24 protein-coding genes and 1 tRNA gene are annotated in these 20079 nt (G+C 64.6%); 9 read left to right on the top strand and 16 right to left on the bottom strand.

The genetic code is table 11. The features are described from left to right. From ACWDTD_RS01325 to trhO, 6 genes are all read right to left on the bottom strand, one after another. On the bottom strand, positions 1-585 hold the full coding sequence (locus tag ACWDTD_RS01325) for a nucleosidase (protein ID WP_449745250.1): 585 nt from the start codon (positions 583-585) through the stop codon (positions 1-3). A gap of 24 nt (positions 586-609) precedes the next feature. Then, the gene (locus ACWDTD_RS01330) at positions 610-1374 is read right to left on the bottom strand and encodes a fructosamine kinase family protein (protein ID WP_449745251.1); all 765 of its coding nucleotides are present in this window, start codon (positions 1372-1374) and stop codon (positions 610-612) included. Continuing rightward, positions 1371-2312: an SDR family oxidoreductase gene (locus ACWDTD_RS01335; protein ID WP_449745252.1), complete on the bottom strand. Its 942-nt coding sequence runs from the start codon at positions 2310-2312 to the stop codon at positions 1371-1373. The genes ACWDTD_RS01330 and ACWDTD_RS01335 overlap by 4 nt, the downstream gene beginning before the upstream one ends. Before the next feature lie 61 nt (positions 2313-2373). After that, positions 2374-3468 carry an N-acetylmuramoyl-L-alanine amidase gene (locus tag ACWDTD_RS01340; RefSeq protein ID WP_449745253.1) on the bottom strand — a complete coding sequence of 365 codons (1095 nt, stop codon included), beginning with the start codon at positions 3466-3468 and terminating at the stop codon, positions 2374-2376. 202 nt (positions 3469-3670) lie between these two features. Beyond that, positions 3671-4747 (bottom strand): CobW family GTP-binding protein, encoded by a 1077-nt coding sequence (locus ACWDTD_RS01345; protein ID WP_449745254.1) that lies wholly within the window; start codon positions 4745-4747, stop codon positions 3671-3673. Continuing rightward, on the bottom strand, positions 4744-5610 hold the full coding sequence (trhO, locus tag ACWDTD_RS01350; protein WP_449745255.1) for an oxygen-dependent tRNA uridine(34) hydroxylase TrhO: 867 nt from the start codon (positions 5608-5610) through the stop codon (positions 4744-4746). The genes ACWDTD_RS01345 and trhO overlap by 4 nt, the downstream gene beginning before the upstream one ends. 1029 nt (positions 5611-6639) lie before the next feature. Here trhO and ACWDTD_RS01355 point away from each other — a divergent pair. After that, positions 6640-6975 carry a histone-like nucleoid-structuring protein Lsr2 gene (locus tag ACWDTD_RS01355; RefSeq protein WP_449745256.1) on the top strand — a complete coding sequence of 112 codons (336 nt, stop codon included), beginning with the start codon at positions 6640-6642 and terminating at the stop codon, positions 6973-6975. A 110-nt stretch (positions 6976-7085) separates the two neighbouring features. Here ACWDTD_RS01355 and ACWDTD_RS01360 read toward each other — a convergent pair whose 3' ends face one another. Further along, positions 7086-7496 carry a TIGR03667 family PPOX class F420-dependent oxidoreductase gene (locus tag ACWDTD_RS01360; protein WP_449745257.1) on the bottom strand — a complete coding sequence of 137 codons (411 nt, stop codon included), beginning with the start codon at positions 7494-7496 and terminating at the stop codon, positions 7086-7088. 109 nt (positions 7497-7605) lie between these two features. Here ACWDTD_RS01360 and ACWDTD_RS01365 point away from each other — a divergent pair. Continuing rightward, positions 7606-7678: transfer RNA gene (locus tag ACWDTD_RS01365), tRNA-Ala, on the top strand. Positions 7679-7807: 129 nt separating this feature from the next. Here ACWDTD_RS01365 and ACWDTD_RS01370 read toward each other — a convergent pair. The 7 genes from ACWDTD_RS01370 to rpmB form a co-directional block, all read right to left on the bottom strand. Beyond that, positions 7808-8662, bottom strand: a complete 855-nt coding sequence (locus ACWDTD_RS01370) for a CPBP family glutamic-type intramembrane protease (RefSeq protein WP_449745258.1) — start codon at positions 8660-8662, stop codon at positions 7808-7810. 235 nt (positions 8663-8897) lie between these two features. Next, positions 8898-9305: a PIN domain-containing protein gene (locus ACWDTD_RS01375; protein ID WP_449745259.1), complete on the bottom strand. Its 408-nt coding sequence runs from the start codon at positions 9303-9305 to the stop codon at positions 8898-8900. Further along, the gene (locus ACWDTD_RS01380; protein WP_449745260.1) at positions 9302-9553 is read right to left on the bottom strand and encodes a hypothetical protein; all 252 of its coding nucleotides are present in this window, start codon (positions 9551-9553) and stop codon (positions 9302-9304) included. Before ACWDTD_RS01380 ends, ACWDTD_RS01375 begins: the two co-directional genes overlap by 4 nt. A 145-nt stretch (positions 9554-9698) precedes the next feature. Continuing rightward, complete coding sequence (gene rpsR / locus ACWDTD_RS01385; protein WP_449745477.1) at positions 9699-9893, bottom strand: 30S ribosomal protein S18; 195 nt, start codon at positions 9891-9893, stop codon at positions 9699-9701. Further along, complete coding sequence (rpsN, locus tag ACWDTD_RS01390; protein ID WP_449745261.1) at positions 9887-10189, bottom strand: 30S ribosomal protein S14; 303 nt, start codon at positions 10187-10189, stop codon at positions 9887-9889. The genes rpsR and rpsN overlap by 7 nt, the downstream gene beginning before the upstream one ends. Further along, entirely contained in the window at positions 10189-10353 is a 165-nt protein-coding gene (gene rpmG / locus ACWDTD_RS01395; protein WP_449745262.1) for a 50S ribosomal protein L33, read from the bottom strand. The genes rpsN and rpmG overlap by 1 nt, the downstream gene beginning before the upstream one ends. Continuing rightward, the gene (gene rpmB, locus ACWDTD_RS01400; protein WP_449745263.1) at positions 10353-10589 is read right to left on the bottom strand and encodes a 50S ribosomal protein L28; all 237 of its coding nucleotides are present in this window, start codon (positions 10587-10589) and stop codon (positions 10353-10355) included. Before rpmB ends, rpmG begins: the two co-directional genes overlap by 1 nt. Positions 10590-10731: 142 nt before the next feature. Here rpmB and mrf point away from each other — a divergent pair, with 142 nt between their 5' ends. Genes mrf through ykgO form a run of 3 tightly spaced genes read left to right on the top strand, consistent with a single transcriptional unit; the run spans position 10732 to position 12400 of the window. Then, entirely contained in the window at positions 10732-12021 is a 1290-nt protein-coding gene (mrf, locus tag ACWDTD_RS01405; RefSeq protein WP_449745478.1) for a ribosome hibernation factor-recruiting GTPase MRF, read from the top strand. After that, on the top strand, positions 12018-12263 hold the full coding sequence (locus tag ACWDTD_RS01410) for a type B 50S ribosomal protein L31 (protein ID WP_449745264.1): 246 nt from the start codon (positions 12018-12020) through the stop codon (positions 12261-12263). The genes mrf and ACWDTD_RS01410 overlap by 4 nt, the downstream gene beginning before the upstream one ends. Positions 12264-12277: 14 nt before the next feature. Beyond that, positions 12278-12400, top strand: coding sequence for a type B 50S ribosomal protein L36 (gene ykgO / locus ACWDTD_RS01415; RefSeq protein WP_082946557.1), 123 nt, complete (start codon positions 12278-12280; stop codon positions 12398-12400). A gap of 21 nt (positions 12401-12421) precedes the next feature. On the opposite strand, the gene ACWDTD_RS01420 is transcribed toward ykgO, so the two are convergent. Together ACWDTD_RS01420 and ACWDTD_RS01425 are read right to left on the bottom strand one after the other, a co-directional pair. Further along, positions 12422-13018 (bottom strand): DUF1269 domain-containing protein, encoded by a 597-nt coding sequence (locus tag ACWDTD_RS01420; RefSeq protein ID WP_449745265.1) that lies wholly within the window; start codon positions 13016-13018, stop codon positions 12422-12424. 106 nt (positions 13019-13124) lie between these two features. After that, complete coding sequence (locus ACWDTD_RS01425) at positions 13125-13895, bottom strand: YczE/YyaS/YitT family protein (protein ID WP_449745266.1); 771 nt, start codon at positions 13893-13895, stop codon at positions 13125-13127. Between the two features lie 255 nt (positions 13896-14150). On the opposite strand from ACWDTD_RS01425, the gene ACWDTD_RS01430 reads away from it, so the two are divergent. From ACWDTD_RS01430 to ACWDTD_RS01445, 4 genes are all read left to right on the top strand, one after another. Further along, positions 14151-15731, top strand: coding sequence for an aspartate:alanine exchanger family transporter (locus ACWDTD_RS01430; RefSeq protein WP_449745267.1), 1581 nt, complete (start codon positions 14151-14153; stop codon positions 15729-15731). A gap of 355 nt (positions 15732-16086) precedes the next feature. Beyond that, a complete protein-coding gene (locus ACWDTD_RS01435; RefSeq protein WP_449745268.1) occupies positions 16087-17145 on the top strand; it encodes a substrate-binding domain-containing protein in 1059 nt (352 codons plus the stop codon). Continuing rightward, complete coding sequence (locus ACWDTD_RS01440) at positions 17142-18197, top strand: ABC transporter ATP-binding protein (RefSeq protein ID WP_449745269.1); 1056 nt, start codon at positions 17142-17144, stop codon at positions 18195-18197. The genes ACWDTD_RS01435 and ACWDTD_RS01440 overlap by 4 nt, the downstream gene beginning before the upstream one ends. Then, on the top strand, positions 18198-20033 hold the full coding sequence (locus ACWDTD_RS01445) for an ABC transporter permease (RefSeq protein WP_449745270.1): 1836 nt from the start codon (positions 18198-18200) through the stop codon (positions 20031-20033). It begins immediately after the preceding gene. Positions 20034-20079 lie beyond the last annotated feature (46 nt).

Here is a 20079-nt window from a genome sequence, read left to right on the forward strand (position 1 = left end):
CTACCTGCGGCCGGTGATCCAGTCCCCCAGTTGTCGCGCTGCGCCGTCGACCAGCGTGGGCCAATCCAGGGCCTGTTCGTCGGCCCGATCGCTGACCACCTTCACCAGACGGCAGGCGACGCCGAACTCCGCGGCCACGTGGGCGATCGCACATCCCTCCATGTCCACCAGGTCGGCGGTCGTGGCCAACTCGGCGCGGCGAACTGGATCCGCGACGAAGGTGTCGCCGGAAGCGAGGACCGAGCCGTCGCCGTCGGGCAGTTCCCAGCGATCGATCACGGGATAACCCATCGCGCGCAGTTCCGTGGCGCTGATGTCGTGTTCCACCACCACCGAGGGCAGAAACAGCCCCCCATGGTGATCGTGCAGCGCGCCGGCGGTACCGATGTTGATCACCCTCCGGATCGGCGCTCCGTGCACCACACTGAGCGCTCTGGTCAGCGCGGTCGACGCACGTACCTTGCCGATACCGGTGATCAGCAGCCGCGCACCCGACGGCACGTATCGCGCCTCGGCGTGCGTCGCGGACACGATCAGCGTTGTCGGATCGAGTTCATCGCCGCGGATGAACGGGTAGCCATCCATGCCTGACATGATCGCGCGGGCGACTCAGCCCATCAGCGCCAGGGTGGCCCGTGCCGCATCCCCGAGTGCCACGCCATAGCCGGGACCATGCCGTACTGCGTGTACCGCAAGGGGATGCATCTGGTGCAGCGGGACACGGGCTTCGGCACCTTCGACGAGCGGCGAGGCGTCGCGATAGCCGGCGATGATGTGCGCGAGCTGCGGACAGCCGAACAATTGCAGCATCGCCAAATCGGTTTCGCGGTGCCCGCCGTGGGCAGCCGGATCGATCAGCACCACCCCGTCCGGGGTCCACATCACGTTTCCGCTCCACAGATCGCCGTGCAACCGGCTCGGCGAGGCCCCGTCGTCGAACGCACCGTCGGCGATGAACTCGCAGGCACGCCTCGCAGCAGCCTCGTCGGCGGGCGACACGTTCCCGGCGGCCACGGCACGATCGACGTAGGGAAGCACGCGTTCGTTCGCATAGAACTCGCCCCAGTTGGCGTGGGTGCGCGTACTGAGCGGAAGCACGCCGATGAACTGCTTGCCGGTGTAACCGTTTGGGCGCGAACCGAACTCGGGCGCACCCGCATCATGCATCCGGGCCAGACGAACTCCGAACTCGCGAGCCGATTCGGGGTCGGGCGCACGAGTCACAAGTCTCTGCAACTCGATTCGCTGCGGGCTCACCAACACCACCTCCACCACCGGTGCCCCCGCCTCACCGAGCCAGCGCAACGACGCCGCTTCGGCCGCGAAGAGGTCCGGATCGGCACCGGACTGTCGCTTGACGAAGGTGTCGGTCACCCTCTGTCGGACCCGATCTCGGTGGCGGTCGTATGCCCGGCGTCGGTCCGCGATGTGAGCCCGGCCACGCGACCCAGGTAGTCGAAGCGGTCGTTGGCGATCCTCATCACGATCTCGTAGGGCCAGGCGAACTTCCGTGCCCACCAGTAGGCGAATCGGGTGTCGAAGGAGGTGTAGACCATGTACCGGTTCTTGCGCACCCCGTCGAGGATCGCCGCGGCAGCCTTCTCCGGGGTCACCGAAATGCGGTGGAAGTTCGCGATCTGCGAGGCCACCCTCGGGTCGTCGCGGTCCACACCGACGATGTCGACGGTGTTGACCAGCGGCGTGGCCACCGCACCGGGGCACACCAGCGACACACCGATGTGATGGCGGCGTAAGTCGAACCGCAGCACCTCCGACACCCCGCGGATGCCGAACTTGCTGGCGCTGTAGGCCGAGTGCCACGGGAGGGCCAGCAGTCCCGCCGCCGACGACACGTTCACCAGATGTCCGCCGTGTCCGCGGCGGATCATCTGCGGCACAAACGATTCGATGATGTGGATCGGGCCCATCAGGTTGACGTCGACCATGGTGCGCCAGTGCTTGTGCTGCAGATTTTCGACGGTGCCCCACACCGACACACCGGCCACGTTCATCACCACGTCCATGACGCCGACCTCGGCGTCGACCTGACGCGCGAACGCCGACACCCACTCGAAGTCCGACACGTCACCGGCGAGATGGAACAGCACACTGCCCCCGTCGGTGGTGATGTCGGCGGCCACTGCGTCGAGGGGTTCGGCATGCAGGTCGGTGAGCACCAATTCGGCGCCTTGGGCCGCCGCCGCCACGGCGGTCGCCCGGCCGATCCCGCTGGCCGCGCCGGTGATGAGCACCTTGCGTCCGCGCAGCGTCGGCACCGGCGTGTCCATCACGAACAGATCCTTGATCCCCATGCCACGACCTTAGCCGCGCGGGCTGCGTCGCACGTCACACCGGCGCGCCCGCGCATCGGGCTCACCCGATCGGGAGTTTGCCGCCGAACAGGCCGTAGATCACGTTGAGCATCGCGCCGAGCACCTGGGCGGACACGTCGGGACCCTGTGAGAGCAGTAGCGAGGCGATCTGCTGCGGGTCCTTGGATTTGAGGAGCTGCTCGACAAACGGGATCACGATGGACAAGCCGTTGTCATCGGAGCCGGCGGTGCCCGGCGTGGTGGCCGTGCCCGGCGAGGTGGCCGTGCCCGGTGCGGACGTGCCCGGTGAGGTGGTCGGCGCCGCCCCGGGGTGCACGTAGTTCAGGATTCCATTCGTCACGGCCATCGCGTATTTGAGCTGACCGTCGCGGCCGGCCAGCGCAGCCGCCTCCTGCGGATTGGACAGATTGCCCATCTCGATGAACACCGCGGGAATGGTGGTGAGGTTGACCGCCGCGATATCCGACCGCGTCTGAATGCCCTGATCGGCGCCTGCATAGTTGGCGGGCGGGAAACCCGCCTTGACGAAGGCGTCACGCATGATGGTCGACGCCTTGCGTCCTTCCCCGGACTGCACGCGGTTGACGGTGGGATCGGGGATCGGCAGTGCGGGCACGATCATGTGGAAGCCCTTTTTCGTATTGTCGGCTCCGTTGACCGTGGAATCGGCGTGCAGGCTCACCGCCACCGCGGCGCCCGAACGACTCGCGGCCGCGGCGCGCTCGTCGACACAGCCGCCCCAGCCGGTGTCGTCGGGACGGCTCAGAACCACGCGCGCGCCCTGACTTTCCAGGCCCGCTTTCACCAGCTCGCTGATCTGCCAGGTGACGGTGTGTTCCTTCGCGCCGTTGACCCCGGTTGCCCCTGTGGTCTGGCAGTCCTTCTTGCCACCCCGACCGTCGGGGACCTGCTTGGCGAGGTCGTGCCCGGCCGATCCGCCCTGGTGACCCGGGTCCAGGAAGATCGTCTTGCCCAGCAATGCCGTGCCCCCGGCTGTGGGTGCGGGGGCGGCCGCTGCAGGCGCAGCGCCCCCGGTCACCGCGGACACGGATCCGATGGCGGCCACGAACGCAACGGTCGCGGCACCGAGGCGCCACCCGGTGCGCCGGAAACGGCGATGTCGTTTCTGGATCATCCTGGTTTGGACGCCGGTCGCATCACTTCGCGACGACGCCGCACTCCTTCCCGCACGCAACACTGGTCACAACAGTCACAGCTTTAACAGCTAAGCAGCCCTGTGCGCAATGCGGAAATCGGTGACCTCGTACGACGGGATTTCGTTAGACAGCTGTGACGTCACCGACATCGCGAGGTTGTCGCGACACCGCGTGCGTGCATCACCCCTGCGGAAGATGCCGCGTGATGTGCAGGATGCCGTGTTCGTCGGCGGCGGTCGCCTCCGTGGCGATCACGGCATCGAGAGCCCCACGAGCGGCCGCGGTGTCCATGTCCACACCGATGAGGACCACGTCGGTATGCGGCGGCGCCGTGCCCCAGGGCTCCCGGTGCACGCGCACGAATCCGCCCACACCATGCACGCTGAAGCGTCCGCGAGATCCCGGCAGGTCGAACCACACGACTCCCTTGATCCGGTAGCAACCGGCCGGTGGCCGTTGCAGCAGCTCCGCGAGCCGGCGCGGATCGGCGGCCGCGTCGGTGGACAGTTCCACAGACTGATACCGCTCGTGCAGGTGCCGGTGATCGTCGTCGACCGCCCAGTCGTGGTCATGGTGATCGCTGTCGTGGTCGTCGGCCATGAGTTCGTCGAGGGTCAGCTGCCGCGGCCCGGTGTCGGCGGCCTCGGGCGAATCGACTCGGTCGAACAGGACGTCCGGATCGATCGCGGCATCGTTGACCGTCAGCACCGGCGCCGTCGGATTGAGCTCGCCGACAACAGAGTTCACGTCACGCAGGGTCACCTCGTCGACGAGGTCGCGTTTGTTGATCACCACGAGATCCGCGACGGCCACGTGTCCGTCGATCTCCGGATGCCGTCGGCGCATCGTGCCGAACTGTGCGGCATCCACCAGGTACACGAGTCCGCCGTAGTGCATCCTCGGGTGTCGCGCCGACGAGATCATCCGGATCAGGGCCTTGGGTTCGGCGATCCCGCTGGCCTCGATCACCACGGCATCGAGGCCGGCCGACGGCCGCAGCAAGGCGCTGAGCGCTGAGTCGAGCCCGTCGCGGTCGACCGCGCAGCACATACAGCCGTTGGCGAGGCTGATCGCACCGTCGACCTGCCCGGCGATCAGCAGCGCGTCGACGTTGACCGATCCGAAGTCATTGACGAGCACTCCCAGCCGTGCCCGTCCCGAACGGCCGCCGACCCGCAGCAGGTGATTGAGCAGCGTGGTCTTACCCGCGCCGAGGAACCCCGCGATCACCACCACGGGAATCGACGACCGCCTCATGCGGACTCGACGGCCACCGCGGCGAGACAATCGGGACAGATCACCGCCAGCGCTCGACCCAGGGCGTCGGGATAGTTGGCGACATTGCTGGTCGGTTGCCCGCACTCGGCGCACCGTCCCACCACGGCAGCGTGGTCGGAGAAGTCCGTGGACATGCGCTTGTCGAAGACGTACAGCGATCCTTCCCACAGTCCGTCGTCGCCGAAGCGTTCGCCGTAGCGGACGATACCGCCGTCGAGTTGGTACACCTCCCGGAATCCGCGTCGGCGCATCAGCATGCTCAGCACCTCGCAGCGCACGCCTCCGGTGCAGTACGTCACCACCGGCCGGTCCTTCAGATCGTCGAAGGCCCCACTGTCGAGCAGCGGCAGAAATTCGCGCGTAGAGGTCACCTCGGGCGTGATGGCGCCGGCGAAGTGCCCGATCTCGGCCTCGACATGGTTTCGCCCGTCGAAGAAGGCCACCTCGTCGCCGCGCTCCTCGACGAGACGGTGCAGGTCGTCGGGGGTGAGGCGCGTTCCTCCGCCCACCACCCCGTCCGCGGTCACCTCGATCTCGTCGGGCGCCCCGAAGGTGACGATCTCACTGCGTACCCGGACCGACAGGCGTGGAAAGTCGTTGCCGGTGCCGTCGGACCACTTGATGTCGGCGTCGCGGAACGCGGGATATCCGCGGGTGGCCCTGACGTAGCGTTTCACCTGACGGATGTCCCCGCCGACGGTGCTGTTGATTCCGTGTCGTGACACGATGATCCTGCCCCGCAGCCCCAGGGACTCGCATAAGGTCTGCTGCCACAGCCGGATGGCTTCCGGGTCAGGCAGCGGCGCAAAGACGTAGAACAGCGCGATCTTGGGGGTCGACACATATGCAAGGGTACGGACCACGACGAACGCGGTTTCTCGCCGTCCCGGCGCTGGTCGGACTCGTGGTGATCGGTGTAGGAGTGGCCGGATGCGGTTTGTCCACCGACACCCGCCCGTCGACCATCGTGGTGCCCCCCACCGACGTTCTGTCCACCGAATCACAGATCTCGACCGCCTCGGCGACGGCAGCACTCGAGAGTGAGACACCGACCGCATTGCCGAGTTGGACGATCGGGCGGGTTATCGCGATGGCTCCGCGGGCAGCCAATTCGCGCTATCGGCAGGGTTCGACGTCACCGGGATCACCGGTACAGCAGACGTCCGGATATCACTTCTCCACGCCCGACCGCACGGTCAATTGCTCGACGGGTGACAACGACCGCAACACCCTCGCATGCCGGATGGAAAACATCGAAACCCGCGCGAAGCGCCCGTCTACGCTACCGAGTTCCTGTGATTGGTCTGAGAGCGTAGTGGTGCTCGACTCCTCCGGATCCCGACAAGGTGCCTGCACCGACGAACACCCCGTGCTCTATCGAAGCGCGATCGTCGACTATGGAGACACCATTTCCGTCGGTCGATTCTCCTGCCTCGTACAAACGGTCGGTTTGTATTGTCTCGAGTCTCGTTCCCGCGCCGGATTCTCGCTCACTGCAACAGGTTACGCTCCGCTCCGCGCGTCCGATCGCGCTCCCGGGGCGCTGGTGGGGCCGTCGACCGCCGACCTCGGGCCGACGCTCGACACCCGGGAGAAGATTCCGGAACCCGGAGAAACCACTACTCCGACACGGTGAATTCACAATTTTCTGATGTACGACAAAGATCACACTGCCGAGTCTCGGATTCACAAAGTCACATAACCTTACAGAAGCGTGACCGGCGCGCCGGGACACCGCTCTTTCCCATTGGTTTATGACCCGTGTATAAATGGGAAGACGCACAAACTGTCGATTTGGGCAACCGCCGATTGATGCGAGACAGTTCTTGCGCACAACAAAAGAACACCACAAGAGGTATCGGGAGAGATTCGTGGCCAAGAAAGAAATCGTCCAGGTAGTTGATGACATCGACGGCAAGGTTCTCGACAACTACGAAACGGTCCGCTGGAGCCTCGACGGAAAGAGCTACGAGTTCGATACGTCGTCGAAGCACGCCCAGCAATTTCGTGACGCCCTCGCGAAATACGTCACAGTGTCGCGGTCGGGCGGATCACGCACAGCCAAGCGCACCGCGACCAACGGCGGCGCCCGCAGCAAGGAACAGACCCAGGCAATCCGCAAGTGGGCCACCAAGAACGGGTACGAGGTCAGCGATCGCGGGCGAATCCCGCTGACCGTCCTCGAGGCGTTCGAAGCCGCACACTGACGCACCGCGGCCATCCACGGCCGCTTCAGTCGCCTTCTGCCCGATCAGGTTCGCCGCGTCCTGCTGCCTGGTCGGGCAGAGTGCTGTTCGGAGGACCACGGAAGCGAAGGTCACCAACTCCGCAGCCGACGCGGGGTGACGCGCACCAGAACCGAATACGACTCGAGGAAGCCGTCCGGGGTGAGTCCGATCCCAGGGATCGCGTCGGCGTACTTCGCGAGGTAGGCCGAGACCTCCTCCTGTGCGGGACCAACCTCGTCGACGAGTCCGTCACCCACGAACACCGCGACATCACCGCCACCGGGACTCGAATTGAAGTGCATCGACACGGTGGGCTGTGACGAAATGTTGCGCAGTTTCGCCTTGGCCGGCTGACTGAAGATCACGAACCGATCGTCATGCCACAGGAACCACACCGGTGTGGCGATCGGAGCGCGGTGAACGTCGACGGTGGTGAGCCAGATGACCTGCTCGTGGTCGAGTCGCTGCGCCACGCGGTCCGGAATGTTGAGGCGAGTCATGCATCAAGGCTAGCCCTGGGAAGAGTCGAACGGATTTGGTTCCATTCCGGACCATGGTGTAGTTTCGCGAGTGCGCTTCGGAGTGATCCGAGGGCACACAACAGCACACGGGGCTATGGCGCAGCTGGTAGCGCACCACACTGGCAGTGTGGGGGTCAGGGGTTCGAGTCCCCTTAGCTCCACAATCAGAAACCCCCTCCGACCTACGTCGGAGGGGGTTCCTCATTGTCGGGGCAGACTCCGGAGGTCGCGGGTTAATCGGCTCTTCCTGATTGACGGTGCGTCATCGAGGGGGCCGGGGTTAGGTGGGTTCATTGCCCGGAACTGGCCGCGTGTCGCGTTCGGCGACGGGCCGCGACCACTGCGCCGATACCGATGGCCACGGCGGCGAACATGACCAGGGTCGAACTGACCGCTGCGGGCAGCCCCGAAGCGGCGTCGGTGGCCGACGTCAGATTGAAGGCCGTATGCCACAGCGCGACGATCAGCACGCTGTGCCCGGCTCCGGCGTACATCCAGGCCAACACCACCGAGCCCGCGGTCAGGCCGATCAACCAGCCGATCGTCCCGCCGACACCGAAATCCCGGAACGACGCCACCACCCAGAACATCGGCAGATGCCACAGCGCCCAGGGCACGGCAACGAGGAGACCGGTCGTCGCGGCCCCGAACCGGTTCAGCAACCCTTCGGCGAGGTAGCCGCGCCAGCCGGTCTCCTCGCCGAAGCCGTTCACGATCACGACATAGACCAGCATCACGACGATGGGCACCGTGCCGACGCCCGAGTACGAGGCGAAGTCGGCTGCCGAGGGGGCGGCGGAATCCGACAGCCAGGCAGCCGGGTAGGCGAGCAATGCGCACGCGACGGTCGCGATGATCAGCGCGTACCACCACCACGCGACGCGCCAGCGAGTCATCCGAGACCACAACCCGCGCAACCCATCTCGCCCTTCGGTCGCCGCCACCACGACCACCGCGGCGAACGCCGGGCCGAGCAGGCCGGGCAGGTGCGTGGGCCACCCCTGACCCGGTCTCGTGATCGCGCCGTCGAGCGCCAACGGAATCCACCACGACCACGAGAACGCGCAGGCGAGCAACCAGTAGGCGACGAGTCGTCGCCAGTGCACCACCCCACTGCGGATTGTCGCCGACTCTGCTGCTGCCATACCTCTACTGTGGCGCAGATCCCCCGCGATCCGACAGTGGCGTTCGGCATCAGTAGCTCCACCGACGAGAAGCCCGCTCTGACCTCGGTCGGAGCGGGCTACTTCATGTCGAAGCGACCGGGATGACTGCCCGGCCGGTGGTCACGCTGCATCTGGGTGGTGTTGGAGAATCTGGATGCTGTAGCACCCGGGTTCTCCGGCCCGACCCACGTCGGTCTGCGATCAGCGATATGCGCTATCCAGAACGACGCAGCGGGTTGATGATGCGCACACCGCGAAGGGTGCTGCCGTCTGCCAGGTCCTCAGTCCAGAGCTCGTCGCAGCCGCCGCGGACCGCTGCTTCTACAATCATCGCGTCGAAGATCGATAGCTCGTGCGTTGCGGCTGTACGGGCGGCGACCCGAACGAGTTCGGCGTCGGCGGCAACAACATCGAGCGGCAGAGTGTCGAGCACTCGCGCGGCGTCGGCGCGCGTACGTCCCAGCTTCCGCGTCAGCACCGAATGCAACTCAATGAGCACCTGGGTGCTGATGACGGCTTCCGTGGCGCTTGCGATGAACGCCTCGCGGGCACGCGCCTGCTTGTCGGGTAGAGAGTCGTCGAACTGGTAGGCAATCAGATTCGTGTCCAGGAAAATGGTCACCGATCGGCCTCGATGTCGTAGAGCTCGTCACGCGTCCAGCCCGTGCCGTCGCTGCTTCCGCTCAACTCACGCGACAAGCTCACAAAGTGGGCAGCCGCGCGTCGTCGTCGTGAGCTTGCAGCATCTGCATCCGCATACTCGACAAGACGTTGCGCCAGATACTGATTCACCGACTCGCCGCGCTCCACAGCGCGGACCCGCGCCCGCTTGAGCACCTCGTCGTCGACCGTGATCGTCAGATTTGCCACATTTCAGTGTAGCACTGATCCCGTGTAGCACTGACCATCTCCCCTTTCAGCGCCGCGACCAAGGCTGGTGGCCGCATTCGTCATGTGCGCCCGCGACGACGGCCGCCGCGATGTCGTAGTGGGCAACGGGGTGAGCCCCACGGGATCAGCGGCCGTAGGGAAGCAGAGCCATCTCGCGGGAGTTACGGATGGCCGTGGCCACCTGCCGTTGCTGCTGCGGAGTGAATCCGGTGAGGCTTCGTGCGCGGATGCGACCGCGGTCGGATAGGAAGTGCCGGAGTGTGGAGACGTCCTTGTAATCCACCCCGCCCACGACGCCGAGAACGGCGTGGTTCACCAGCTGGCCTTTGAGATTCCGGGAAGTTCGCCGCGGTGCGCGAGTTCCCGGAAGCGCACCCTCGAGACGCCCGCCTTGCCGATGAATCCACGTGGGCGGCCGTCGATGGCGTCCCGATTGCGGATGCGCACCGGACTTGCATCGCGCGGAAGCGCCCGCAGCGACCGACGGGCCTCTGCGCGTACGGCGTCGGTGACGCCGGTACGTGCGAAGTGCTTGAGCTCGGCGCGCCGCTGCGCGTACCGCGCCACCGTCTCGCGGCGCCGTTCGTTGCGAATGATCGCGGACTTCTTGGCCATCAGCGTTCCTCCTTGAAATCGACATGGCGGTGGACGACGGGATCGTACTTGCGCAACACCATGCGGTCGGGATCGTTGCGTCGGTTCTTCCGCGTGACGTATGTGTAACCCGTTCCGGCGGTGGACTTGAGCTTGATGATGGGGCGTATCACGTTGCGCGCCATCAGATCATCTCCCCGCGACGACGCATGTCGGCGATCACGGCATCGATCCCGTGGCGATCGATGGTCTTGATGCCCTTCGCACTGACCCACAAGGTGAGCGAACGCCCCTCGGCGACAGAGTAATACCGCCTACGCTGAACGTTCGGGTTCCACCGTCGCGACGTCCGTCTGTGCGAGTGCGATACCTGTTTGCCGAACCCCGGCGTTCGCCCGGTGACCTGACAACGTGCCGACACAATCCCTCCTCTCATATGCGCGAACGCACATGACTAATGACAACGATTCGCAATACTGCGCTGACAACTGTAGCGTGGGCGACCGATAAATGACAATCGTTACCAATACGAGAGGAGTCCGGTGAAGGACACACGAACGCCGATGATCATGGTCTGCGGGCTCGACGCCAGCGCGGTCGATCGTGCGGCAACATCGCTCGTGGTGGCCGGGACCGCACTCGTGCATCACGATCTGACGCGACTGGCCGACGGCGTCATCACGCGCACCGTGCGCACGGTCGACCTCGAGGGCGTGGAGTGCCTCAGCGTCACCGACCTGACACTCGCGCACGGATGCGTCAGCTGCACGATGCGCGAAGACCTGCTGCCACTGCTACGCCGACTGCATCGGCGCAGCAACGTGACCACGATCGTCCTGGCACTCGATCCGATCATGGAACCCGAGGCCGTGAGCGACGCCGTCACGAGCATGATCGTCGCAGGCGTCCCCGGTTACATCGATGCTCCGGCCGGGCACGACGTCACCATCCACGCCACCATCACCTGCGTCGACGAGTCGACGTGGCTGGACGATGCCACCGGCGACGTACCCCTGTCGGATGCGCGGCAGGGAGTGGTCGACGACGAACGAACACTGGCCCAGATCGCCGTGGGCCAGGTGGCCTTTGCCGACGGTCTCGTGATGACCGCGTGCGCACCGGAGGATCGCGACGCGTGGGGAGCGGCACGCCTGGTGGCCGTGCTGGCACGCCTCGCGCCGGGCGCACCAACGATGATGCCCACACCGACACGGCCGATGACCCCGCTCATGGCGGCCCGCCTGCTCGCCGCCATCGGCCCTACGGCGCGGCGCGGGCGGATCGACATGCCGCACGATCCCCTGCTACGCGGCACGCCCCCGCTCGAGGCCGAGTGCGGCGTGCAACTCGTGGAGTTTCACTCCGACAGGCCTTTTCACCCTGAACGGCTGCACGACGCCATCGACGTACTACTCGACGGTGTGGTCAGTTCCCGGGGACGCCTGTGGCTGGCCACCCAACCCGACGACGCGTTGTGGCTGGAATCGGCGGGCGGCGGTCTACAGGTGTGCTTGGGCGGCCCGTGGCTGGCCGCGATGACCGACGAGGAACGGACTTTCGAGCCGGACGAGCGGCTCGCGATGGCCGCCCTGCGCTGGGACGAGACCTTCGGCGACCGCCACTCGTCGATCGTTGCGCTCGCACACAACGCCGACCCCGACCACATCCTCGAAGAACTGCGCCGCGCATGCCTGACCGATGCGGAAATGGCTCTGGGACAACAACTATGGCTCGCCTACCCAGACCCGTTCGGACACTCCCACACCGACCCGTGCGACGACGCCGCCGAAAACTCGCCGGCGTCGTCGGCACAGCCATCCAACGGAACCGACAACAGACAGGAACGATCATGAGGCCAGGCATCCACCCCGACTACCACCCGGTGGTGTTCCGCGACGCGGCCACCGGCGACGAATTCCTCACCCGTTCGACCGCGACGTCGTCGGAGACCGTGGTGTTCACCGACGGACACACCTACCCGCTCGTCATCGCCGACGTGACCGACAAGTCGCATCCGTTCTGGACCGGCAACCGGCGACTCGTCGATGCCGAAGGCCGGGTGGAACGGTTCCGACGTCGCTACGGCATGCGCTGAAACAGGAGACCGACATGAAAGTACGTAACTCCCTCCGGTCGCTGAAGAACAAACCGGGCGCACAGGTGGTGCGACGCCGTGGACGGCTGTTCGTCATCAACAAGAAGGACCCGCGATACAAGGGTCGACAAGGCTGAGGGCCCGACTCCCCCGGAGCCTCAGCTCTTGGAGAATTTGCTCTTGAGTGCGGCGACGCGCTCCTCGCGCTTCTCCTTGCGCTCGGCCTTGCGTTCCTTGCGCATCGACTCGCGGGCGGCGTCGGCTGCCGCCTCGGCGGCCGCCTCCTGGGTTTCGAGCTCTGCGATGACGTCGTCGAGGGGGCGTCGGACGATCGTGCCGTTGTACTTGGACACGAGCGCGTCGAGGGGTGCGGTGTCGGCCTCGTCGGTCTGTGCGAGAAGCGCATTCCCGCCGGCCGGGATCGAACGCCCGAACTCGGTGATCGCATCGTCGTGGTCGTCGGACCTGCCGGCATCGACCACCGCACCACCGGCAGCGCCGAGACCGAAGCCGAGGAGCACACCGAGCGGACCACCGAGCAGGCCGACGAGCATACCGATCAACGAGCCGCCGACAACGGCATCCCCGGCTTCCACATCGCCGCCCTCGGTCACCGTGAGATGGCCCGCGTCGTCACGCTCGACGATCGCGGCGGAAACGAACTCTGCGGACACCTCCGAATTGGTGATGGAGTTGTAGACCTCGTAAGCCGTCGACTTCTCCGGAAAACTGATTGCCGCAACATAATCGGTCATGCTTGTCCCTTCGACCTGCACGCGACGCACCCCCGCCACGCCGACTTCGGACCCCACCACTTTCGACATTAGCGCAAGTGTGAGACCCAGATGCCCGCTCGGGCAGTCAGAAGTGGGATCGGCCCATGACGATTCGTGATCGACGCGCACTCGCGGCCGTGAGGTCGCGTCGCATCAACGGCTTGTTCACCTTCTCGGTGAACGTGTCGATCAGCGGCCCGGCGAAGAACGCGGTCACCACAGTGCCCGGACCGATCTGCCCGTGGAACACCACGGCCAGGACCAGAAAGGTCAGGTCCTGGATGACGCGAACCGCACGGTAGGGCGCGCCGGCGTGGTCGACGATCATCGGCGCAATCGCGTCGTAGGGCGAATTGCCCAGGGCCGACGTCATGTACAGCGAGCCACCGTAGGCGAACAGCCCGATCCCGATGACGAACATGACGAGTTGCAGCAACGGGGACGGATCGTCGGGGACCGCGGGATCGAGCAATGTGGTGAACCACTGGATGAAATAGCCCACCAGAACCATGTTCAATATCGAGCCGACTCCGATGTACTTGCGTCCCCAGAACAGCATCGGAATGAACAGCACCACGTTACTGATGAGTTGGTAGGTGCCCAGGTCCATGCCGATCGTGTTGCTGATGCCGATGTTGGCCGCGGTATAGGGATCGACGCCCAGTTTCGCCACGCGAAGAGTGGCCGACCCGAGACCGATGAGCGCGATACCGACCAGCGACCAGAAGACCCGGCGGACGTAGTAGCCGTCGAGAAGCGTGCTGTCGGAGGGCGCGGCGGCGTCATCCGGACCGTTCGAGCCACCCGACGCGACTTCAGGGTCGCCGCCGCGATCGCCACCATGCGTACCGGTCATTCCGCCTTCACCACCCACTGTGCGCCTTTTCGTCAATTGCTTTTCCAGAGTGCCACCGATCCGCACAAGGTCGCCCGATTTCCACTATTTGGAGGTTGGCATGTTCCTCGGGTGGGCAAGATCGTGTGCGGCCGGGCGGAGACCCAGCGATGAACGTTCGGTCGACTTGTCCGACACAGGCTGTCAGTCATCGTCGTTCACGTATCGTCTCTACGATCAACCCTCCTTCGATGGGTTCGAATTCGGGAGCGCGCCATGCACCTATTCGTCGACAGTCCCCTGCTCGCATTGTTCTTCTGTGTCGGGGTGGGATGTGCCTTTGGACGCATTCCGTTCGGCCCCATATCGTTTGGTCCCGCGGGCGCGCTGTTCGCCGCGCTGGCCCTGTCCGCGCTGGAACCCGATATCAATCTGCCGCCACTGGTGACCAGCATGTCACTGTGTGTGTTCTGCTACATGGTGGGGATCTCGGCCGGACCGGCATTTCTCGGCGCCATCCGCACCGGGTGGAAACCGGCACTCGTCTCGATCGTCGCCATCCTCGGCATGGCTGCAGTGGCACTGGGTGTGGGCAAGGCCTTCGGACTCGACATCGGCACCATCGCCGGCTCCTTCTCCGGGGCGGGAACCGCCACCGCCGCACTCGGAGCGGTACAGGAACAACTCGCCGGTGACGGACCCATCCCGCCCGAACCGGCCATCGGCTATGCCGTCGCCTACCCCATCACGGTGATCCTCACCATTCTCGCGTGCACCTATCTGATCGCGGTCGGCCGCCGCAAACCCACAGCCGAAGACCGCGAGCATGTGGCACCCATCGTGGTCCGCACCCTCGAAGTGGTGGGCGACCCGCATCTGACCGTCGCCGACTTCGAACGCAAGTACACCGCGGTGATCTCCCGGATGACGCGCGATGGGGCCACGGTCGTCGCACGTGAGAAGGAGACGCTCCGCTCGGGCGATCTACTCACCGTGACCGCACGTGAAGACCAGACCGCGACCATCACCGACGACCTCGGCCGCCCGGCGACGAGCGAGCCGTGGCTGGATCGAAGTGCCATCGACTTCCGGCGGATCACGCTCTCCAACCCCGCGTTGGTCGGACGCGAACTGCACACCCTACGGCTCGAGGAGCGGTTCGACGCCGTGGTCAGCCGGGTGCGGCGCGGCGACGTGGACATCATCGCCACTCCGGACCTCATCCTGCAGAGCGGTGACCGCCTGCGCGTCACCGCGCCGCGTGAGCGCCTTGCGGAGATCGGCGCCGCGCTCGGCGACTCCGAGCGCGCGGCATCGGACATCAATCCGATCGGGTTGGGACTCGGCCTCACCATCGGCCTGCTGCTGGCCTTCGTGCAGATCCCACTTCCCGGCGGCGGCACGCTGATACTCGGAACCGCCACGGCCCCGCTCATCGTCGGCGTGGCCCTCGGCGCGATCGGGCGAACGGGCCCCGTGGTGTGGACGTTGCCGGGCAACGTCGCCAACACGCTCAATCAGTACTCGCTGTTGCTGTTCCTCGTCGCCGTCGGCCTCGGCGCGGGCGCCGGACTGGTGGATGCGCTGGCCGACAACGGCATTGCACTCGTCGTGCTCGGCGTGGGGATCTCGGCGATCCATGCGGTGATCTGCGTGGTCGGCGATCGCAACATCCTGGGTTACGGAACGGCCCGGGCACTGGGAGGACTCACCGGCTCGCAGCTCAATCCCGCCCCCTACGCCTTCGCCATGAGTCGTGTGCCCGACCAGCGCGTGGCCGTCGGCTACGCGGTGCTGTTTCCCATCAGCATGATCGTCAAAGTGCTTCTCGCGCAGATCATGGTCGTCCTCTTTTAAATCTGAATCCGCCGCAAGGCTCCACATCCCCGACGCCGATAAACGCGGCCGGGGACGTAACTTTCGCGATCATATCAACCGGGATCAATGTTGTGCGTTCTGGAATTCGTCCCCCAAAAAGGCGTCATACCGCCTTCCAGCGCTGCTGTTACGCTACGCACGTGCGTAAGCCGAGCGAACGAAATCGCCACTGACACTTGGCTTATCACGGTAACACACAGCTGAACAAGAAGTGAAGCTCAAATGACCCACCGGGGTGATATCGATTTCCGGCGCTCATCATTTGGTCGCATCCGCCACAGACAGCCAGTGGTGGAGCGTTTGCGTTCGCTCCGACAGAAGGACCTGACTGGCAATGAAATTCGAAATGTCGCGCCGGAACTTTCTGCGCACTGCCGTCATCGGCGGAGGATTGGGGCTGGCGGCCACCACCGGCCTGACCGCGTGCGCCTCGGGTTCGAGCTCCAGACTGGTGGTCTACACGAATGCGGCTTCGGACGGCCGTGGCGACTGGATGGTGAAGAAGGCCTCCGAAGCGGGCTTCAACGTGACCTACGTCGACCTCGGTGGCGGCGATCTGAAGAATCGACTGCTCGCCGAGCGTGGCCGACCCCAGGCCGACGTGGTGTTCGGCCTCAACGACGCCTACTTCTATCAGCTCGTGGACGACGAGGTACTCGACACGTACACGCCGGCCTGGGCTGACGCGGTGAGTGACCAATACGGTGACCGCTCCCACTTCTGGCCGATGTACCGGTTCCCGATCCTGCTGGTCTACAACACAGCGAAATGGTCACCGGAGACGGCTCCAAAAGACTGGCCCGATCTCTGGCAGAACCAACAGTTCTGGCGTCAGTACGAGACGCCGTCCGCCCTGGGCGGCATGACGTCGCAGACGGTGATCGCGGGAATCTTGGTGCGGTACGCGCAGAACGGTGGGCGCGCAGGGATCTCCGACGCCGGATGGAACGCAATCCAGCAGTTCTTCGCGCACGGCAACCGCGCTGTCGAAGGTGTTGACCTTTACGCCCGTATGGCGACCGGACAGGTCTCGATGGGGCAGATGTGGATGCATGGTCGGATTCCGCGCGAGAAGCAGTACGGCATCCAGACCAAGGGCGTCAATCCCGAGATCGGCGTCCCGATGGTCGTGGAGAGCGTCGCCATGGTCAACAACACGCCGCGCGCTGAACTCGCCGCCAACTTCATCGACTGGTGGGGGAGCGCGCAGGTCACTTCCGAGTTCTCGAACGAGTTCTACTACGTCCCGATCAACGAAGACGCACGGGCCACGGCCAACCAGGAAGCGATCAAGGAAGCAAACTCCTACAACGTCCAACAGATCGACTGGCGGTTTGTTGCCGAGAACCTCGACGAATGGATCGAGACGACCACTCTGGAGTACCTGCAATGATCGACTACGAGTCAGTCACCGTGCAATACGGCGATTTCCTCGCCATCCCCCCGATGAACCTCACCATCGCCCCGGGCGAGTTCTTCACGTTCCTCGGACCGTCGGGGTGCGGAAAGTCGACAGCGCTGCGCGCGCTCGCCGGATTCGCGCCGGTGACCACCGGTGAGATCAGGATCGAGGGCGAGCGAGTCAACGACAAGTCGCCGGACAAACGCGACATCGGCATGGTCTTCCAGAACTACGCGTTGTTCCCGTCGATGACCGTCCGGGAGAACATCGGTTTCGGCCTGCGTGTCAAGAAGACCGACAAGACCGAGATCGACGAACGTGTTCGCAGCATCGCACGCGAGGTGGAGCTCAGCGACGAGCAGCTCGACAAAGAGATCTCCGCACTGTCTGGCGGCCAGCAGCAGCGCGTGGCCATCGCTCGCGCCCTGATCACCCGACCCAAGATCCTGCTGCTCGACGAGCCGTTGTCGAACCTCGATGCCAAGTTGCGCGCCCAGTTGCGGGTGCAGCTCAAGGACCTGCAAACCGAGTTCGGCATCACCACGGTCTACGTGACGCACGATCAGGAGGAGGCGCTGATGATGTCCGACCGCATCGCGGTCATGAACAAGGGCAACATCGAGCAAATCGGCTCCGGTACCGAGATCTACAACGATTCCAACACCGAGTTCGTGTGCAACTTCATCGGCGAGGCGAACAAGCTCACGAGGTCGACCGTCGAGCACCTCAACGCTCACGGCGGTTCGCTGGACCCGAAAAAGTCAAGCTACATTCGCGTGGAGAAAGTGGACATCGAGCCACTCGACGCTCCTGTCGACGGGGTTCGGATCGACTCGGAAATCATGTCGAAAGCATTTCACGGCCAGTTCTCGTCGTATCGCCTCGAGGTCTTCAACGACGTGGTCAAAGGCGTCGAACGTGCCCGCGGCAGCGCGGGATTCGAAATCGGCGACAAGGTGTCGGTGGGCATACGACCCGAGTTCGTTCTCCAGTACGAGCAGCCTCACGAACTGGAGCCCGAGACAGAGACGTCGGAGAGTTAAATGAACAACTCGATTCGGACGATGTTCCGGTCACCGATGGTGATCGTGTTGGGCATCATCCTCCTCTGGTTCATCATCACCTTCCTCATCGTTCCGAACGTACGCATGTTGGGCGATGTCTTCTTTCCCGACGGCGAGTTGTCGTTACGCGCGGTGGAGGCGGTGTGGAATTCCGATAGTGCGATGCGGGCTCTGCGTAACAGCTTCATCCTGGCGATCGCATTGTGCATCACCGTCAACATCCTCGGCATCTTCATCGTGCTGGTGACTCGCTACTTCGACATCAAGGGGTCGAAGTACCTGTGGCTGGGTTTCGGCACCGCGCTGATCTACAGCGGTGTTGTGGCGGTGGCCGGCTACAAGTTCGTCTTCGGCGACAACGGCATCGTCACCCAGATCCTGACGAGCATCTTTCCCGGCATCGATCCCAACTGGTTCACCGGTGCGGTGGGTGTGATCACGGTGCTCACCCTCGGCGGCACCGGCCAGCAGATGCTCTTCCTCAGCGCGGCCTTGGCCAAGGTCGACAACCAGACCATCGAGGCCGCACGACAACTGGGTGCATCGAACTGGAAGATCCTGATGACGGTGGTGCTGCCGACCATCAAGCCGATGATCTTCGCCACCACGATCCTCACTTTCTTGAGCGGCCTGAGCGCGTTCGCGGCGCCACAGGTGTTGGGCGGCACCCAGTTCCAGACAATCGCGCCCACCATTCTGACGTTCTCCGGCGTGCCGCGTTCGCGCGACCTGGCGATCGTTCTCGCGCTAGTGCTGGGCATCTCGACGCTGATCCTGCTCGCCGTGCTCAATCGCATCCAGAGTGGTGGCACCTATGTGTCGGTGTCGAAGGTGCCCTCGGCGGTGGAGCGTCAGAAGTTCGAGACACGCTGGGCGAGCATCACGATGCACGTCCTCGCTTATCTACTGTTCCTCGTCTACGTGTTGCCACCACTGCTGATCGTGCTCTATTCGTTCACCGACGCCCGGACCATCCGGACCGGAGACTTCCGAGCCGACAGCTTCACCTTCGACAATTACGCCGATGTGCTTACCGACTACTCGTCACTGCAGCCACTGATCCTGTCGGTCATGTACGCCGCGCTGACGGGTCTTATCGTGATCGCGTTGATCCTGCCGACCTCGCGCATCATCACCAGGTTTCCCAACTGGATCACCACGACGATCGACTATCTCCTGCACATTCCGTGGGTGCTCCCGGCGGCGATGATCGCAGTCGGCTTCATCGTGACGTTCTCGTTTCCCAACATTCTGGTGGGCAACCAGGTCTTGACCGGAACCCTGGTTCTGTTGCTGATCGCCTATGTGGCTCAACGTATTCCGTTCACGCTGCGGTTGCTCCGGGCGTCCTTTGCCGGCATCCCGCAATCTATGGAGGAGGCCGCGTCGATGCTAGGGGCGGGTGATCTCTACACGTTCCGTAAGGTGCTGCTACCGATCGTGTTGCCCACTGCCGCGGCCATTACCGCGCTGAATTTCAACAGTCTGCTCGCCGAGTTCGACACCGCGGTGTTCCTCGCGAGTCCGTTTCACCAGCCATTGGGCATCGTGATCCAGAACGCGACCCGCAACGAGGGCACCGGCGACGCCACTGCCAAGACGTTTGTCTACACGGTGTTGCTGATGATCATCTCGACGTTCGTGATGTGGCTCGTCTACGGTCGCAGCTCGGACGAGAAGAAGCGGGGCGGTGCCACCAAACGGTCGTTCCGTATTCCCGGTTTCGGGACGGGCAACCGCGACCAGAAGACAGAGGACATGCTCGAGGAGGCCGCTGCAACTGCCACGCTGGGAAGCGCCGCTGCCGGCCCCTAACGACCACACAGTCTCGGCCGCTCATGCGGCCGTCCCACCGCGACCC

Source organism: Gordonia sp. NPDC003425, from assembly GCF_053588635.1.